The following is a 17,637-nucleotide window of genomic DNA, read 5'->3' as shown; positions in this document are numbered from 1 at the left end:
GCAAATCAACATTACACTATCAAACCGTTTCTGCGCTTTCTTCTGCCAGTGCCATCCAGGTTTTAATCACGGTGTCCGGGTTTAGGGAGAGGCTGTCGATGCCTTGTTCCATTAACCATGCGGCGAAGTCTTCGTGGTCTGATGGGCCCTGACCACAAATTCCGACGTATTTGCCCTTCTTCTTGGCGGCTTTAATCGCCATGGAGAGTAAGGCTTTTACTGCGTCGTTACGTTCGTCAAACAGTTCGGATACCACACCGGAGTCACGATCCAGACCCAGAGCTAGCTGTGTCATATCGTTAGATCCGATAGAGAAACCATCAAAGTGTTCCAGGAACTCTTCCGCCAATAGTGCGTTAGATGGTATTTCACACATCATTATCACTTTCAGTCCGTCCTGACCGCGTTTCAGACCTTCATGTGCCAGACGGTCAATAACCGCTTTAGCCTGATCGACAGTGCGTACAAATGGGATCATGATTTCAACGTTAGTCAGACCCATTTGGTTACGAACTCGTTTAACCGCTTCACACTCCAGCGCAAAGCAGGCTTTAAAGTCTTCAGAGACATAACGACCTGCACCACGGAATCCCAGCATTGGGTTCTCTTCATGAGGTTCGTAACGGCTGCCGCCTACCAGATTGGCATATTCGTTAGATTTAAAGTCAGACAGACGAACGATCACCCGCTTCGGCCAGAATGCAGCAGCCAGCGTTGCAATACCTTCTGACAGGCGGCCAATATAGAACTCCACCGGGTCATCATAACCCACCATCAATTCACGGATCTCTTGCTGGACAGACTCTTCCTGCTGGTCAAACTCCAGTAAGGCTCTTGGATGCACACCAATCATGCGGTTGATGATGAACTCCAGACGCGCCAGGCCAACCCCTTCATTCGGCAAACGCGCGAAGTCAAAGGCACGATCCGGGTTACCGATATTCATCATGATTTTTACCGGAATTTCCGGCAGTTGATTCAATTGAGAGCTTTGAATCTTAAAGTCCAGAATATCCTGATAAATAAAGCCGGTATCGCCTTCGGCGCAGGAGACGGTCACTTTCTGGCCTTCATGCAACAGTTCGGTGGCATTACCACAGCCTACCACCGCAGGAATCCCCAGTTCACGGGCGATAATTGCCGCGTGACAGGTTCTTCCGCCACGGTTAGTGACAATAGCAGCCGCACGTTTCATGATCGGTTCCCAATCCGGGTCAGTCATGTCGGTTACCAGTACGTCACCCGGCAGAATACGATCCATCTGGCTTAAATCGGTAATCACTTTTACCGGCCCCGCACCTATACGGTTACCAATGGCGCGCCCTTCCGCCAGAATTTCACCACGCTTGTGCAGCTGGTAACGTTCCATCACTTGTTCATTCTCATTAGAGCGAACCGTTTCCGGACGAGCCTGTACGATGTACAGTTTTCCGGTATGGCCATCTTTTGCCCATTCAATATCCATTGGGCGACCATAATGTTTTTCAATCAGCAGTGCCTGATGAGCCAGTTCCTGGATCTCATCATCCCGCAGGCTGTACTGTACGCGATCCGCTTCAGGTACATCTTCAATACAAACCTGTTTGCCATGTTCCTGACTATCGGAATAAACCATACGAATCTTTTTCGAGCCGATGGTGCGGCGGACGATAGCCGGTCGGTCATTCAGCAAGGTTGGCTTATGTACATAGAATTCATCCGGGTTAACCGCACCCTGTACCACCATTTCACCTAAGCCATAAGCCGAGGTGATAAAGACCACCTGATCAAAGCCCGATTCAGTATCAATGGTAAACATAACGCCGGCAGAGGCTAAATCAGAACGCACCATGCGCTGAACCCCGGCAGAGAGTGCCACACCGCGATGGTCATAGCCCTGATGCACACGGTAAGAAATCGCTCGGTCATTAAACAGCGAAGCAAATACATGCTTGATCGCCACCATTACCGCATCAATACCCTGCACGTTAAGGAAAGTTTCTTGCTGGCCAGCAAACGACGCGTCAGGCATGTCTTCGGCGGTGGCGGAAGAACGAACCGCAAATGAAGCACCGACATTACCTTCTGACAGCGTTTGATAAGCCTGGTGAATCGCTTGTTCCAGCTCTGGCTGGAATGGCGTATCAACAATCCAGCCGCGAATTTGTGCCCCGGCATCCGCCAGTGCTTTTACGTCATCCACGTCAATTTGGTCAAGTAGCTGGTAAATGCGTTGATTTACGCCACTTTGCTCAAGAAAATCATTAAACGCCTGAGCAGTAGTAGCAAAACCATTAGGAACCGATACGCCCAGTTCGCTCAGATTAGTGATCATTTCCCCTAAGGAGGCATTTTTGCCCCCAACACGATCAACATCATGCATTCCCAGTTGGTTGTACCAAACAACGTTATGTTGATTACTATTGATATCAGGCATCAGAGATGTTCCATTATTGAGTCAATAAAACGGATTAAATAGCAAAACAGGTTTTATACCGGACAGGTCAAAAATCCAGATACATTAGAAAGCTTACACAGCAATGCATAACTTATGAAATGGTTAATCGTTTCCGCATTTAAACTGAGTTTTCTTAGACTTATAATTATTGTACCTTGTTCGTAATCGCGCTTTTTATGCGCATATTCAACAACGGTTTTGGAACAATTTTGTTCATATCGATAGCGTGATTTTAACAAAGAGTTATCTCATGATTAAAATCAGCAACAGGAGAACGCCATGGAGCGTACGGTTTTCTATATTTCTGACGGCACGGCAATTACCGCCGAGGTATTAGGGCATGCGGTGCTATCTCAGTTTCCCATTAGTTTGAATCAATACACTATCCCTTTTGTGGAGAATGAAGCGAAAGCCCATGAGGTTCGCCAGCAAATTGATGACCTGTATCAGAAAACCCAACAGAAGCCACTGGTGTTTTACTCGATAGTTTCACCGGAAATTCGGGCAGTTATTGAGGCGAGTCAGGGCTACTGTCAGAATATTGTCCATACGCTGGTTGCCCCTTTACAGCAAGAGCTAGGCATTGCGCCTCTGCCCTCCGCACACCGTACCCACGGATTAACCGCCAGCAATCTGGTGAAGTATGACGCCCGTATCGCTGCTATTGATTACACGTTGGCGCACGATGATGGTATTTCACTGCGAAATCTGGAAGAGGCTCAGGTGATCTTGTTGGGGGTTTCCCGCTGCGGTAAAACCCCTACCAGCCTCTATTTAGCCATGCAGTTTGGTATTCGGGCGGCTAACTACCCATTTACCGCCGACGATATGGATAATATTCAGCTTCCTGCCGCGCTTAAACCATTTCAGCATAAGCTGTTTGGCCTCTCTATTGATCCGGAACGGCTATCTGCCATTCGTCAGGAGCGTCGGGAAAACAGTCGTTATGCCTCATTACGTCAGTGCCGCATGGAGATTGCCGAAGTTGAAGCACTATACCGTAAAAACAATATCCGCTTTCTTAACAGCACCAACTATTCCGTAGAAGAGATCTCGACCAAGCTGTTGGATATTTTAGGCATGAGCCGCAGAATGTATTAAAAGCCTTGTCGGGGAAGGCTTAAATCTTCCCCGATTTTGTCTCCGTAGATTCATTTTTTACTGTCAAACCTCTCCATCAAGCTGACTTTCTCGCTTCACCACCAATATTTAACAAATGGCAACGAATTAATTTAATCAACTATTTGCAACCTTTGCTGTTTCCGTTATTGTGATGTACATCACTTCCCGGTATCTCACCGATGAGAAGATAAGATTTAGAGAAAGACAATTCATGAATAAAACTGATGAGCTCCGCACCTCGCTGATCGACAGCCTGGTGACCCCTGAGCGACTGGCACAGCTGTTTCCAATTACTGAAGAAATCAGCACTAATATTACCCGGTCGCGTCAGCGTATCGAAAAGATTATCCACGGTGAAGACCGTCGATTACTGGTTATTGTTGGTCCCTGCTCCATCCACGATGTTGATGCCGCAATCGATTATGCCGAACGATTAAACGTTTTGCGCGATCGCTATCAGGATCGCTTAGAAATTGTGATGCGCACTTACTTTGAAAAGCCGCGTACCGTGGTGGGCTGGAAAGGTATGATTTCCGATCCTAATCTAGATTGTTCTTATCAGGTTAATCAGGGGTTACAACAGGCGCGTGAACTTTTACTAAAAATCAATCGGTTGGGTATGCCTACCGCCACTGAGTTTTTAGATATGGTGATCGGGCAATATATTGCCGATCTGATTAGCTGGGGCGCTATTGGTGCCCGTACGACCGAAAGCCAAATCCATCGCGAGATGGCATCGGCACTCTCTTGCCCGGTTGGGTTTAAAAATGGTACCGATGGCAGCACTAAAATCGCTATTGATGCAATTCGTGCCGCACGTTCCAGCCATATGTTCCTGTCGCCGGATAAATCAGGCCAGATGAGTATATATCGCACCAGCGGCAACCCTTACGCCCATATTATTCTGCGTGGCGGTAAGACACCAAACTACCATGCTGCTGATATCGCAGGCGCCTGTGACAATTTACGTCAGTTCGACCTGCCAGAGCATTTGGTAGTGGACTTTAGTCACGGTAACTGTGAGAAGTTGCATCGCCGTCAGTTAGACGTGTGCGAGAATATTTGTGAGCAGATAAAAGCGGGTTCTATGGCGGTTGCCGGTGTGATGGCTGAGAGTTTTTTAATTGAAGGGACTCAGAAGCTGCAAGCTGGACAAGCGCTTACTTATGGGCAGTCGATTACCGATCCTTGTTTGAGTTGGGGAGATACGGAGAAGATGCTGGAGAGTCTGGCGGCAGCGGTGGAATCGCGGTTTAGTTAAGTCTTTTTGTTTTGATATTTTTAAATCGACTTTAGTGGATATTCCGGCCGTAGTTATGTAGTGCTTATATTACCTATGTGTCCGGCTGGAAGACCATCTGTACTTAAGTTTGGAGTGCGTCGGGCCTAGTCAGCCTAGGGGCAGTTATGAAACACCTTGCGGTGTTTCACCCTGACGGGCCAGCGCTAGCGCTGTTCAAACAGGCTTTGCCTGTTTGTCCGGCAGCTAAAGCTGCTACGACCCCAACGGCAGCCTCTCCCTCCGATTGACTTTGCTAAACACACATCCTTAGTTCTAAAAATTTCCGGAAACCGTCAATCGCTATTGTTGTTATCTGACAATCTCCGCGATCCAGTTGCCCAGTTCGGTGAGTTCTTTTTCCTGTTCGGGGAACTGTTTTATCAGGTCGAGGCATTGTTGTTTTAGTGCGTCGCTGTGGTAGATGGAGCCCTGTAGGTTTTCTGCCAGTGTTTCCAGTGGTGCCGGAGTCAGGCTGTCGGTGAATATTTGAGTGCGGGTGATGTGGCCTTTTTCTACGTCAAAATGCAGTTCTACACCACCCCATACAAAGCGCTGATCCAGTAAGTGGGTGAACGCCGGAGCCTGACCAAAATTCCATTCCCAACTGCTCTGACGGGCAAAAGTATCTACAAAGTTTGGTAAATCCGGTAATGCATCCGGAGAGATATGCTCAGCAATCACCTGCTCACCATAATGTTCAAAGAATGATTTAGTGACAGCGTCACAGATTTGCTGATGAGTAATGGTTGGCAAAAGCTGTTTCAGGTTAGTTACCCGGCCTCTGACGGAGGTGATGCCTTTAGCCTGTAGCTTCTTAATATCCGGGTTAAGGTAGTTTGCCAGTCGGGTTAAATCCGCATCCAGCAGTAAGGTGCCATGGTGGAATCCCCGGTCCATGGTTTCCCGATAGGCCGATCCGGAGACTTTGCGTTCACCTTCTGCGGTATTCACTACCAGATCGTTACGTCCGGAGGCCGTAGCTTCAATACCGAGGGAATTTAAGGCGTTGACCACAATAGCGGTAGAAATGGTTTTGTCATATTCAGGTTTTCCCGCCATAAAGGTAAAGCAGGTATTACCTAAATCGTGAAATACCGCGCCGCCACCGCTGCTGCGACGCGCCAGCTTAACGTTATCTTCTTCCATACGGCGAGTGTTGCACTCTTTCCACGGATTTTGCGCTCGTCCGATAACCACCGTATCCGCATTACGCCATAAAAACAGTACTCGCTGTGTGGCAGGCATTTGGCGAAAAATACACTCTTCTACTGCCAGATTAAACCAGGGATCGTAGGAATCAGAGATAAGCAGACGCAAAGAAGACATAAACATTATCCATCCGGTAATAAGATAATTAATCTTAACATGGATAACGTTACTTCGTGTGATTAAGCGGGATTTTTCCCGCTTAATCATCAGGCTAGCTATTTGCTTATGGCAAAAACTCGCAGCCGGTGGCCATCTGGATCTTCCGCGGTGAAGGTATAACCAAAATCCATCATTTGAGGCGTTTGCTGGATAGATACCCCCTTTTGTTTCCACTGTTGATAATAGTCATCAACCATCTGGTTAGAGGCAACGGCGAACCCTAATTCGCCACTGGCCGTAATTTCACCAGCCTTAGGCTCTACCGTATGTTTAGACCATAGCCCTAGCAATACCCCTGAAGAAAAACGGAACATGGCAAACGTCGGCGAAGCTTCCACTGCGGGCTGACTCAACAGGTTCTGATAAAAATCCTTGCTAACCGTTGGATTATCCACATAAAAGACAAACATATTGGCATCTAACATTTTACTCTCCTTAAGATAAATGAAATCAATGCTGCCCTGCTTTAGTTCAGCGGTGATGCATACATCCTAAGTAAGACCAGTGACAGTTTATGTCAGTAGTGTTTATTGGCGGGAAATATTATTTTGGCGATACCACTCATTTAATAACGTTTGACGACGTCGGGGGTACTTATTGCCTGTGGTTTGCAGGTTAGTAATGCGGTCCAGTCGGAAATTGCGTATCTCTTTTCTTAATTCACACCAGGCTACCAACAGGCGGATTTGATCGAAAAAGCCAATGGCAAAAGGCCAAATGGTACGCTCAGTTTGTCGACCATTCTGGTCACCATAGTGAATGACCAGTTTATGTTCTGCTTCAATCGCCTGACGAATATCCAATACTAACTGCTGACAAAGTAACGATGAATCTGTTGGCCCAACCAATAATGGCGACTCATCCAGCCGATAGCGTAACGCCGGGGTAACGATGGCGGATATTTTAGCTAATGCCTGTCTGGCGGAACCTGCCAGTTCGCTATCCGTTCGTTCTGACACCCAGCGTGCGCCCAATACCAGCGCTTCAATCTCTTCAGGAGTGAACATGAGCGGCGGTAAAACAAAACCCTCACGTAATACATAGCCAAGCCCCGTCTCTCCTTCGATTTGCGCTCCCTGAGCCTGCAGGCTGCGAATATCACGATACAGAGTACGTAAGCTGATATTAAGTTGGGATGCCAGATCGGCACCGCTGACGGGATAACGATGATTACGCAGAAGTTGCAGCAGTTGAAGCAGGCGTTCTGAACGAGACAAAATAACCTCTTCTCTTACTGCAACATAGTAATAAATGGACGCTGATGCATCACAGACGGCGGGATTGCCAGTAGGCATTCTTCCAGTATGGGCTGTCCAGTGAAGACGTCATCACCCCTTTACTGGTTGAAGCATGTAAAAATGCGCCATCAGCATCATAGATACCAACATGCAGCCCATTTTCACCCCTACCGGTTTTAAAGAATACCAAATCGCCCGGCATCAGCTCATCGCGGGAGACTTTAGAGCCAACCTCAGCCTGTAGTTTTGTGGTGCGGGGAAGATTGATATTAAACCGATCGTGGAAGGTTTTATATACAAAACCGGAGCAATCGACGCCGCTGCGGGACAAGCCGCCATAACGATAAGGCGCGCCACGCCATTCACGGTGTTGTTCTTTAAGCTGTGCTAATACAAAAATAGGATCGGAAAGTTTTCCGCTCGGCGGCGGTGTATTACTGGAACAACCTGCCAGCACCAGTAAAACCAGAAGCAATAGATATCGTAAATGCATCGGTCTCTCTTCTCCACGCTTTATGCACATAACTTTTTCATAATTAGCTTAAAAAACGAGAAAAGACAAGGTTTCAGTGCAGTTTAGTCCATTTAACCGGCATCTTTTGCCAATTAATCGGTTTTGCTGCTGTTTTTGAGTGGTAAATTAGTGCCCTCACTACCCCGGCATTAAGCTAATCAATATCAGTTTAAACTCACTTTTTGGCTAAGTGATTATCCGCAGAAACAATCTCATTTAATTTTTATCTTTTTTGTTACTCTACGAGCGTGATACAAAGGAAGCTTATAATTTCCTTATTCCTCATTGTTCAGTAAGGTGCCCAATATGATAGACCTGCGAAGTGATACCGTAACCAAGCCCGGAAAAGCCATGCGACAAGCGATGGCAGATGCTGCTGTTGGTGATGATGTGTATGGTGATGACCCCAGCGTCAATCAACTGGAGCACGAAGCCGCAGCGCTATCCGGGAAAGAGGCTGCGTTATTTTTGCCAACCGGTACTCAGGCTAATCTGGTCGCCCTGCTAACCCATTGTCAACGCGGTGAGGAATATATTGTTGGCCAAAAGGCCCATAACTATATGTTTGAAGCCGGTGGTGCTGCAGTATTAGGCAGCATCCAGCCTCAACCGATTGATGCAGCAGAAGATGGCACCTTACCATTAGACGTCGTCGCCAGCGTTATTAAACCTGATGACATTCATTTTGCCCGCACCAGGCTACTGTGCCTTGAAAATACCCATAATGGTAAAGTACTGCCACTGGATTATCTCCATCAGGCATGGGCATTTACCCGCAAAAAGAAATTAGCTCTGCACGTGGATGGTGCTCGCATTTTTAACGCCTCAGTGGCCATGCGAGTTCCTTTAACCACCCTAACCCAATATTGCGATACGTTAACTATTTGCCTGTCAAAAGGCCTTGGCGCACCGGTAGGTTCACTGCTGTGCGGCAGTACCGAATATATAAAACAGGCCCGACGCTGGAGAAAAATGGTGGGTGGCGGTATGCGTCAGGCTGGAATACTGGCTCAGGCTGCCCTGTATGCCCTGCACCATAACGTAGAGAGACTGCGTGAAGACCACGACAACGCACAATGGCTGGCAGAACAGCTGGCCGCGTTAGGCGTCGAAGTAGTTTCTCCCGGTGCGCAAACCAATATGCTATTCCTGCGCCTGCCGGCTAACGAAGTCAGTCAGCTTGGCCCGTGGATGAAACAGCGCGGTATCTTAATCAATGCCGGGCCAATCACCCGTCTGGTCACCCATCTGGATGTTTCACGGGAAGACCTGAAGCGGGTGGTAGATTTATGGCGGGAATTTAAGGGAAGAATCGCTACTCCGGGCAGTGGAGATGGTGGTGCACGGGGAATTTATGGGTGATGGGTGTTGAGGTTTGAGTTGATGCCGCCTTCGGAGAAGGCGGTTTTGTAGTGCATCGTTGCTATCTTGCAGAGAAATAGATAGCAGATTTCTGAATAATTTTTCCTGGATCAACGTCTATCGGCGTTTCATTTTGGTTCGGTGTATTCATTGGATTAGCTTTATCAGGCCCTTTTTTCAAGAACAGGGACCATTTTTTTACCGATATGGACTGATTATATTATCTTTTATCGTCGTTCTACTGAATCCACTATATTAGTCACCAACAATTCAAATTCATTTACTGTTAGCGGGGTATTTTTAGCTTTAGATTCATCCATACGTGCTAAAAAGGTTAAAGAGGATTTTTCAGGATCATTAGAAATCATACGAGCAATATAAAAATAAACTGGTTTCTCACTCTCATAGCTAATATATTTGCTTAAGACTGCTACTCCCTTTTGCCCCCCCAATGAAATGTCTTGATAACGAGGAGAACCTAAAAGACTAATTTTTTTATCTTTTGAATGATGACTACCTACAATCATTAACCTAAGATCTATCCAATCTCTATTAGCCTCACTCTGATAGTCCTCCCGAGTAACAACACTTTCATTAAAAGAAAATGTCACCTCAGGATGATTTAATAACTGATAATTAGCTGTCAGTTCCAGATTTTTTTCATCCGTTTTTTCAGCGTAGCCATCGGGATACATAGTCCGCTTTTGGGGATTTCATTGAGTTTTCTTGGTGAAATCATTGAACGAGCAGTATGAGCATCATTTAAAACTCGTTCAATATTAACTTGATCACTCCTCGAATATTTATCATCAAAATAATAAGCGTAATTACCAGAAAAATACACAATACTATAACCCTTGCTATTTATTAAAAATAGCGTGTCATTAGTTCTTTCATACTGAGATGATAGCCCGACCTCTTTCTTCTCAATATCACCAAAATCTATGGCTTTTCTCTTGATACTCTCGGAAATATCAATTCTTTTATTCATATAACTATTAATATTATAGTTATCCCCTAAGTTTATTATATACCAATAAGAAACATATATATTATGATTCTCATAATAAGGGAAAGTTTGATCACCATTAAGAAAGCGTCCTTCATCTGGACTAACAGAACGATTTTCTAATAACTGTATAGGTAATAACGCAGGGTAACTTTGAGTAGGTAAATCAAACTTATAGTGCCCCAGGCATTCCTTATTATATTGAATTTCTGAATGTGCATGTGTCATCATACCTAAACTTATAACCATACCTAACAACTTACTGTTTTTTCTGATTATAATAGCTATGATAATATTAAAATAATATAAATCCATCTCTACTTTCGCCGTTCTATCGAATCAACAATCCGTGTCATTATTTTTTCAAATTCTTCAACTGGTAGAGGATTATTTTTGGCATTAGATTCATCCAAATAGGCTAAAAATGTCAATGATGAGTCGCCCGGTTTATCCGCAATCATACGAGCAATATACAAATAAACTGGCTTCTTACTTTCACGACTAATATATTGACTCAGAACCTCGAGTCCTTGTTTATCACCTAATGAGCGAGAACGGTAACGAGGGGAACCTATCAAATGAATCTTAGTGTTCTCTGAATGATGATTTGCCACAGTAATTAACCTCATATCGATCCAGTCTCGGTTGGGTTTTTCCTGATAATCTTGGTTAGTTGTCACACTTTCCTGAAGAGAAAATGTTACTTCAGGGTAATCCAATAATTGATAATTTGCTGTTAAATCGAGATCTTTCATATCGGTTTCTTTTAACGTCGCCATGGGAATACACAACCCATTTTGAGGAATCTCATTCAATCTTCGAGGCGCAATTAAAGCTCGATTACTTTGCATTTTTATATCATTATTATTTATAGTAAAATTATTAAACTCACCACCAAAAAAGTATCCATAATTACCCCAAAAAAACATAGCATTATATGCTTTTTTATTCATTAAATATAATGTGTCATCTACTCTTTTGTAATGATAACCCTTCCCTTCCTCACGTTCAAAATCTAATGATGATGCTAACTGTTCTTTCTTTTTTTGCTTAAATCGCTCCAGTTTCTTTTCACTATATTTAATTGAATCATTCTTATCTTTTGCTTCAAAAACAAACCAATAAGTTTGATACTGCAACTGATTTTCATAACGTGGAAATACTTTTTCTCCATTAGGAAAACGAGCGTAATTAGCATCAATTCTTCCTTCTAATATACTTACAGGTAATAACCCAGGATAACTACTATCAGGAAGATCGTATTTATAGTGGCCAATGCACTCTTTAACGTATTTAACTTCGCTATGCGCATTAGTTGCTATACTAGCAACAATAAATAGTAAACAATGGCTTTTTTTTAATATTTTCATGAAAAAGCATCCTCTTCTGGATGATTAATATTATTGTTCACTATAATTGTTTCTATTTTTCCCTCTCCCATATCCATTGAATTTTCTTTATTATCATTTTGGGTAATTACATCTAGAGAATATTTTAGATCATTACTCTCACCATAACTCCAAAATACTGGCATACTTATAATATAACCCCTGATTTTTTCTAACTCTTGACCACTAATTTTATATTTCCCTGAGTTATTTTCATTATCTCCATCTAACCAAAACTCCTCATAAAAAGGCAAGCTAAATTTATTTATACTTTTCTTTTTATCAGTAGGGTCTAACGTTGGATATATTGAAGAGTAGAATTGTACTATATTAGGATTATCCTTAACGTATCCAACATCACCCGCAATTTTCTTATAATAATTTCTCGGTACATGTCTAAATATCCTCTCATATATTTTTGAATTTGTTTCAGCAATCTTTTGAATCTTATTTCCCGTTTGGTACGTCATTGGCATTTCAAATAGCTCCTGAAACTCAGCCTCTGTAATACCTCTTCCAGGTTCAGAATTCTTCGCTACTCCCAACATTTTTCGCCACAGTTGCTCACGAAAATCTCGGGCAAAACGCCGATGCCCCTCGCCATCAGGTTCACCAACAACCAATAGTGCTAGTTCTGAATCTCTGGTTCCTAATAAACTCCGATCGTTAACATTAGCACTACCTATAATGGCAAACAGATCGTCTACAATCATAATCTTACTATGTATATATATTTGCTCAGTTACAGCATTCCCTTCAATCTTCCTCCAGTTTCTGAGGTTCAATACTGTTATATATTTTTTACACTTTTGGTAATCATCTTCCGTAAATAGTAATCCCTTTAGATCTTTTTTTACTGATTCCTCTACCGCTTTTACATTTAATTCCGCACCTTCCGCCCTAGCCTCCTCCAGTACTTCCTTGACCCTTATTGAGTATCGAATTCGTTTAAGTAAACTTTTTTCCCCACCAACCAACGTTTGCATGGTATGAAAAATAGTATTCATCAAGGAACCATCAGCTAAGTTCCCTTCTGGATAAACTGGTAACACAAGATAAAGATGAAACCCTTTAGTTGGTGCATTGCTAAATTCAGATAAAATATGTCGATGAATACGCTCGGATAAAGCATCAACAATTTTATTATGGATGCCTTTATTATCATGAATATCACTATTCCACCATGATGCTAGTCCACTTACCCCTTCTTTAAATCCTACTGTACTTTTTGCCGCATTAGCTGGCACTGACAAGCTATCAGCAACATCACTGGTTTCTCCATAATCAGACAAAAAATATTGGCTTTCTATATAGATATAATCTTTAGAGTTTTTTATCAGTTTCATCATTGCCTGGTAGATTTCATCCTGATATTTAGCATTCTTATCAATATTATCTATCTTTGCTCCAGTTATAATTCCCTTAGCCTTTCCTGCATCCTCTGCTACACACATAGCAGAACCGGCACTACGTAACACTTGAACTTGATCATTACCCACTATGATTGGTTCTTCATACTCTTCCAGAGTCGGCAATATGTAATAATCCCATTTTTTAGGATTTTTTTTCGCTAATGTATTCCAACGGAGAGCAAAATTACATACCACATCCAAAACCGATGGACCTTCCATTCGAGCTTGAATATCCTGCCATGGCATTCTTGGCTGTTTTTTTTCATCCAATACTGTACCCGATATTGAATAATAGGGTACAACACCCGCCGCTTTAGTTCCTTGCCAATAACCTTTATTTATTTTTTCTATTTCTGTTTTAGCATTAAATTGACTATCATAAGAACCCGTTAACAAATCGGGATCTACAAGTTTATTGGAATCGATTTGACCTACAGGAGCAACACAAGGGTTATAGCGATTCAATGCCTGCCGCCCCAAAATACCTTCTTCTTTTAATTCCGGATTTATCACTGGATTCAAATCATAACGCTCATCATCATATCGCCCATAAGCTAAGTCCATACCACCGATATAGGCAATCTTTTTATCTATAACAACAAACTTTTGATGATGACTAAAATACATTGGTGTATCGTCAGATTGTGTTGGGGATAACTGAATCTGAATTGGCTTTCGTCCTATTTGTGTATTAATAGATTCTAATACATTTAGGCTATCGTCACTGTAAGTATATAGTCCTTTTGGACTCCCTTCCCAAATCAGAATCTTTATTACCAATTCTGGTTTAGCTAATACTTGTTCTTTTAACAAGTCATATAATCTTAAGCCACTTTCTTTTGTATCTTCTGGCAACAGTTGTACATCCCAGTTCAATTGCCAATCTGCTAAAAGAATCTCTTTTTCCGCCAATCTAATATCTTGTACCAAACGCGTAAAATAAGCTTTTCCAGTAACTAAAGATTCAACCTTATTTCCTTTTCTATTTGGTGCAAACTGATTACTTGCATAGCCGTGAACTTGAGCATTTTGTGAAGTTCTTAAACTATTACCATTATCTTTCATAATGATCTTTGTTTTTTCTGTTGAAAATCCGCTCATTCGTTAGTCCTTTAGCTTATTAAACAATGTATTTTTGATGGTTTTTTGCTGAAATCCTTTCATTTCATTACGCAAAATATCAACATTATCGTTCCCATAAGAGGAAAAAAGTGTTGATGTATACCCCATAGCATCCAATGCTTGATTAAGTTTATCCTCTTCTCCCCAATAAGATTGTTCACTTCTAAACATTAGTTGCGTTACTCGATCATTAACAACCAACCAAAGATGATTAGGTGATTCATGATAGGCTTTATTAAAAGATTTATTTTCTTCATCAGTTAAAATAATACGGCCGTCTTGATCTGTCGTTCCGCTGAGTAAATACTCTGATTGAATCAATGCGTCATTACTTGTAGGTGCATTGACAATGCGCCAATGGGCATCGCCAAAAGTCACATTGTCCATACCCGGGATATCTGTCAATTCTATATTTAGTTTTACTTCCGACAGATTGGTATCATTCCACTCTGGGTGAGGGGTACTAAGACTATCCGGCCCCATCTTCTGCATCGCAATCGACTTAATGGTTATATTCTTCGGACATCCCAATTCAATATTTCCAGCCGAGATTTTTATATAGGCTCCACCACAAATCAGAATCAACTCCTGAACAGCCACGGCTGAGACCTTCCCATCCACGCTGGCAATCTCCATATCCTGTTTTGAGGCCAACTGCATGGCGTCATTTTGCGCCTGTACTTCCACCTTCCCCTGATTGGCCAGCAGTTTCATACCGCTGTTCTGGGTAAACAGGCTGATACCGTCACCCGTTGCCAGCGTCAGTTTTTTAGCCACGCCAATATCCGCATTGCTGCCCGCGTTGAGATACAGATTGTTAGACGCCGCCAGCTGCATGTCCTCACCGCTGGCAATACCAATACCGTCCGGTGCGCTGGCCAGTATCACGCTCGCCGTCAGGTCCTTCAGTTTTTGCTCAATCAGCGTCTTCTGAGCAGCGATTTCCGCCACCAGCGCCTGTGCCTGTTCTGCTGCATGGTTCAGACCCTGCATCTGCGAGTAAGCCGCTTCCAGTAGGCTCAGCGCAGGCTCCATTTCCCGGACTTCACCTTTGGCGGTCTGCTGCTCATCCGCACTGATAAACAACCCTTTTCCCGCCCGTATCGCCCCCCACTCATCGGTGCGCAGCTCAAACCCTTCTCCCCGCTGTTTACGCTCCGCATCCACCAGATGCCCCATATTCAACTGGGTTTTGCCGTATTCGGTGGCAACTTTGATATGTTCTTTGCCGCGCTCGTCGTCCATCCGCAGTTTGTTATTGGCCGGGGTGCGAATAACATTACGTTTATGATTGGCCACAGTGACCACATCCCCATGACGGGAATCGTGCATGGCGTGGGCAATATACGGACGGTCCGGATTGCCTTCGGTAAAGGCGATAGCCACTTCGGTGCCGTCAATCAGCGGGAAGTGAATGCCGTAGGTTTCACCGGCGTAGGCTTTCGCCAGCCGCATCCACAGGCTATCTTCCCCTTTACGCCAGTTGTCGTTCAGGTCGAAGTCCATCTTCACCCGATAGCGACCCTGTGCGTCGATATAGCTGTAGGTGTCGTTATCCGGACTGGTCACCCGTGCCGGTAAAGTGCCGCTGATAGTTGGCCAGACTAAACGGGCCGGACGATAAGGGCGCAGGACGTCGTAAGGAATACCGGTAAAGCTGATAACGTAAGCCTGCTGACGGTCGCCCTGTGTCTCTACTGAAACAATCAGAATACCGCTGCCCGCTTCCGCTATCGGCGAGCCGGTTACGGTCAGAATCTGTCCCGGTGCCAGATGGGATAAGGTGGTTTTACCACTGATGGTGATTTGTTCAGTCATAAAGCGCTGATGACGCAGGCGTGCGTACCAGGCACCCTGACCTACGCTGTCCGGCTCATCACCAGCAGCGTCTTCACCTTCACTGCCGCCACCGTTCAGGCCATTCAGCAGGTCGCCACCTTTCTCCGATAAACCACTTAACGAGCTGCCAACGCTGTCAAAAGCGCCTTTGGCCTGACCCGCCATATTCTGCACCGCACCAGTCACACCGGAAACTGCTGAACCCGCCACACCGCTTAACTGGCTGACGCCGGGAATATCTCCCAGACCATTCGGCATCATATTGCTGAACTGACCCAGCACATCATCCTGCGCATTCGCGTGGTTAACCACTTCCCCTTTATCACGGTAGTGTTCACCATAAACATAATGCTGACCACGGGTGGTTTTATCTTTTTGCGCGCCGTTGACTTCCGACTTCATGCCGGTTTGCGCGTTACGGTAGTTATAGTCCTGAGTCAGCACACTTTGCGGCACGGTTTTACGCGCCACCGACATATCCCAGACCGACTCCACACCGTTATCATTATTGCCGGATGGCTGACGATAGCTGGCGGTTGGGCCGTCCTGATATTGCTGTTCCGAATCACCAAACACCACCACATAACAGCTGTGTTTGGTATGGGTTTCAAAACTGAACCAGATACCGCTGTCCGCCAGCAAGCGACGAATAAAGGTTAAATCACTCTCCTGCCACTGGGTGATGTACTCTTTTACCGGATAGGTTTCTGTCAGTTCAAAACGAAAATCCACCCCGGTCATCTCGTGTTGACGCAGAACCTGTTCCACCACCTGAGGCACCGTCTGGTTCTGGAAGATAGCGCTGTTTTGGCTGTTGTCCAGCAGGGCTAAACGGGGAGATAAGGTAATGGAATAGCGGGCTTCATCTGCTGAACCGGACAACTGGCTGAAAGCGGTGACCACGCCGTACAGAATCCGGGTTTCACTTTCGCCACCTGTCAGCGAACTGGCCATGCTGCTGATGGATGACAAACCGGAACCTGCTTTACCCAGTAAACCGGATGCCTTACCGGCAATGCCGCCAATGGAATCCGCCATGCCACCCAGCTTGCTTACCGCCGAACTGGCCTGATTCACCATCCCCATACCGCGACTGGCCATCTGGCTGACGCTGTTAATGGAAAAACCAGCGGAAGGAGAATTAAACGCGCTGCCAATTTTGTCACTGAACATGCCACCAAAGGCATTAAAGGCGTTCATCAGTTCATTACTTAACTGACCGGCTGCACCACTCAGGCTGCTGATACCACCGGGAGCCAGCGTGAATACCGCTTTTTCACTCAATACCTGTTCCATGGTCAGGCCATGCTGTGCGGTAAACTGAATGTCATATTGCCAGATTTCGCTCAGGTGCTCATGACCCTGTACGCTTAACACTGAAAGCCGGGCATTCAAGCCATCAATCGCCAACTGATAACGGTTTAACCCATCATCTAATAATGACAAACCCGCACCGCCTGTCCCGGAGATATCCTCTATTCCATAAGCCTGAAGCTGTTCATTCAGCATCGCTTTGCCAGCACTGATAATTTTATCTTTCACGC

14 protein-coding genes and 1 pseudogene are annotated in these 17,637 nt (G+C 44.7%); 4 read left to right on the top strand and 11 right to left on the bottom strand.

Going from position 1 to position 17,637, the window contains the following annotated elements:
- Positions 1-19: 19 nt before the first annotated feature.
- Entirely contained in the window at positions 20-2,416 is a 2,397-nt protein-coding gene (ppsA, locus tag EKN56_RS07410) for a phosphoenolpyruvate synthase (RefSeq protein WP_168189622.1), read from the bottom strand.
- A gap of 300 nt (positions 2,417-2,716) precedes the next feature.
- Between ppsA and ppsR the strand changes: the two genes are divergently transcribed.
- The 3 genes from ppsR to EKN56_RS21460 all read left to right on the top strand — a co-directional run bounded on the left by ppsR (position 2,717) and on the right by EKN56_RS21460 (position 5,089).
- On the top strand, positions 2,717-3,538 hold the full coding sequence (gene ppsR, locus EKN56_RS07405) for a posphoenolpyruvate synthetase regulatory kinase/phosphorylase PpsR (protein WP_130591190.1): 822 nt from the start codon (positions 2,717-2,719) through the stop codon (positions 3,536-3,538).
- A 232-nt stretch (positions 3,539-3,770) separates the two neighbouring features.
- Complete coding sequence (locus EKN56_RS07400) at positions 3,771-4,820, top strand: 3-deoxy-7-phosphoheptulonate synthase (RefSeq protein ID WP_130591189.1); 1,050 nt, start codon at positions 3,771-3,773, stop codon at positions 4,818-4,820.
- A gap of 146 nt (positions 4,821-4,966) precedes the next feature.
- Positions 4,967-5,089, top strand: coding sequence for a hypothetical protein (locus EKN56_RS21460; RefSeq protein ID WP_260676973.1), 123 nt, complete (start codon positions 4,967-4,969; stop codon positions 5,087-5,089).
- Between the two features lie 61 nt (positions 5,090-5,150).
- Here the strand turns inward: EKN56_RS21460 and lplA are convergent, their stop codons facing one another.
- The 4 genes from lplA to EKN56_RS07380 form a co-directional block, all read right to left on the bottom strand.
- Complete coding sequence (lplA, locus tag EKN56_RS07395) at positions 5,151-6,167, bottom strand: lipoate--protein ligase LplA (protein ID WP_130591188.1); 1,017 nt, start codon at positions 6,165-6,167, stop codon at positions 5,151-5,153.
- Between the two features lie 98 nt (positions 6,168-6,265).
- A complete protein-coding gene (locus tag EKN56_RS07390; protein WP_130591187.1) occupies positions 6,266-6,634 on the bottom strand; it encodes a VOC family protein in 369 nt (122 codons plus the stop codon).
- 102 nt (positions 6,635-6,736) lie between these two features.
- Positions 6,737-7,426 carry a helix-turn-helix transcriptional regulator gene (locus EKN56_RS07385; protein WP_130593629.1) on the bottom strand — a complete coding sequence of 230 codons (690 nt, stop codon included), beginning with the start codon at positions 7,424-7,426 and terminating at the stop codon, positions 6,737-6,739.
- Between the two features lie 49 nt (positions 7,427-7,475).
- Positions 7,476-7,940 (bottom strand): C40 family peptidase, encoded by a 465-nt coding sequence (locus EKN56_RS07380; RefSeq protein WP_130591186.1) that lies wholly within the window; start codon positions 7,938-7,940, stop codon positions 7,476-7,478.
- 327 nt (positions 7,941-8,267) lie between these two features.
- Here EKN56_RS07380 and ltaE point away from each other — a divergent pair, with 327 nt between their 5' ends.
- A complete protein-coding gene (ltaE, locus tag EKN56_RS07375; RefSeq protein ID WP_130591185.1) occupies positions 8,268-9,323 on the top strand; it encodes a low-specificity L-threonine aldolase in 1,056 nt (351 codons plus the stop codon).
- A 227-nt stretch (positions 9,324-9,550) separates the two neighbouring features.
- On the opposite strand, the gene EKN56_RS07370 is transcribed toward ltaE, so the two are convergent.
- The 6 genes and pseudogenes from EKN56_RS07370 to EKN56_RS07350 form a co-directional block, all read right to left on the bottom strand.
- Positions 9,551-10,018 carry a hypothetical protein gene (locus EKN56_RS07370; protein ID WP_130591184.1) on the bottom strand — a complete coding sequence of 156 codons (468 nt, stop codon included), beginning with the start codon at positions 10,016-10,018 and terminating at the stop codon, positions 9,551-9,553.
- Positions 9,967-10,647 carry a hypothetical protein gene (locus EKN56_RS07365; RefSeq protein ID WP_130591183.1) on the bottom strand — a complete coding sequence of 227 codons (681 nt, stop codon included), beginning with the start codon at positions 10,645-10,647 and terminating at the stop codon, positions 9,967-9,969. The genes EKN56_RS07370 and EKN56_RS07365 overlap by 52 nt, the downstream gene beginning before the upstream one ends.
- Positions 10,648-10,649: 2 nt before the next feature.
- Complete coding sequence (locus tag EKN56_RS07360; RefSeq protein ID WP_130591182.1) at positions 10,650-11,702, bottom strand: hypothetical protein; 1,053 nt, start codon at positions 11,700-11,702, stop codon at positions 10,650-10,652.
- Entirely contained in the window at positions 11,699-13,351 is a 1,653-nt protein-coding gene (locus EKN56_RS07355; RefSeq protein WP_407656550.1) for a phospholipase D-like domain-containing protein, read from the bottom strand. Before EKN56_RS07355 ends, EKN56_RS07360 begins: the two co-directional genes overlap by 4 nt.
- A 314-nt stretch (positions 13,352-13,665) precedes the next feature.
- Positions 13,666-13,756 (bottom strand): annotated as a pseudogene (locus EKN56_RS21615) (hypothetical protein); the annotation flags it as partial.
- A gap of 480 nt (positions 13,757-14,236) precedes the next feature.
- Entirely contained in the window at positions 14,237-17,635 is a 3,399-nt protein-coding gene (locus EKN56_RS07350) for a DUF2345 domain-containing protein (protein WP_130591180.1), read from the bottom strand.
- Between the last annotated feature and the right edge of the window lie 2 nt (positions 17,636-17,637).

Source organism: Limnobaculum zhutongyuii, from assembly GCF_004295645.1.
Taxonomy (GTDB): domain Bacteria; phylum Pseudomonadota; class Gammaproteobacteria; order Enterobacterales; family Enterobacteriaceae; genus Limnobaculum; species Limnobaculum zhutongyuii.
The sequence above is the reverse complement of the archived record's forward strand: the minus strand, read 5'-3'. Positions and strand labels throughout refer to the sequence as shown.

Coding starts and splice junctions, on each gene's coding strand:
- ppsA (WP_168189622.1), bottom strand. CDS start 2,416: ATGCCTGATATCAATAGTAATCAACATAACGTTGTTTGGTACAACCAA.
- ppsR (WP_130591190.1), top strand. CDS start 2,717: ATGGAGCGTACGGTTTTCTATATTTCTGACGGCACGGCAATTACCGCC.
- EKN56_RS07400 (WP_130591189.1), top strand. CDS start 3,771: ATGAATAAAACTGATGAGCTCCGCACCTCGCTGATCGACAGCCTGGTG.
- EKN56_RS21460 (WP_260676973.1), top strand. CDS start 4,967: ATGAAACACCTTGCGGTGTTTCACCCTGACGGGCCAGCGCTAGCGCTG.
- lplA (WP_130591188.1), bottom strand. CDS start 6,167: ATGTCTTCTTTGCGTCTGCTTATCTCTGATTCCTACGATCCCTGGTTT.
- EKN56_RS07390 (WP_130591187.1), bottom strand. CDS start 6,634: ATGTTAGATGCCAATATGTTTGTCTTTTATGTGGATAATCCAACGGTT.
- EKN56_RS07380 (WP_130591186.1), bottom strand. CDS start 7,940: ATGCATTTACGATATCTATTGCTTCTGGTTTTACTGGTGCTGGCAGGT.
- ltaE (WP_130591185.1), top strand. CDS start 8,268: ATGATAGACCTGCGAAGTGATACCGTAACCAAGCCCGGAAAAGCCATG.
- EKN56_RS07370 (WP_130591184.1), bottom strand. CDS start 10,018: ATGTATCCCGATGGCTACGCTGAAAAAACGGATGAAAAAAATCTGGAA.
- EKN56_RS07365 (WP_130591183.1), bottom strand. CDS start 10,647: ATGGATTTATATTATTTTAATATTATCATAGCTATTATAATCAGAAAA.
- EKN56_RS07360 (WP_130591182.1), bottom strand. CDS start 11,702: ATGAAAATATTAAAAAAAAGCCATTGTTTACTATTTATTGTTGCTAGT.
- EKN56_RS07355 (WP_407656550.1), bottom strand. CDS start 13,351: ATGGAAGGTCCATCGGTTTTGGATGTGGTATGTAATTTTGCTCTCCGT.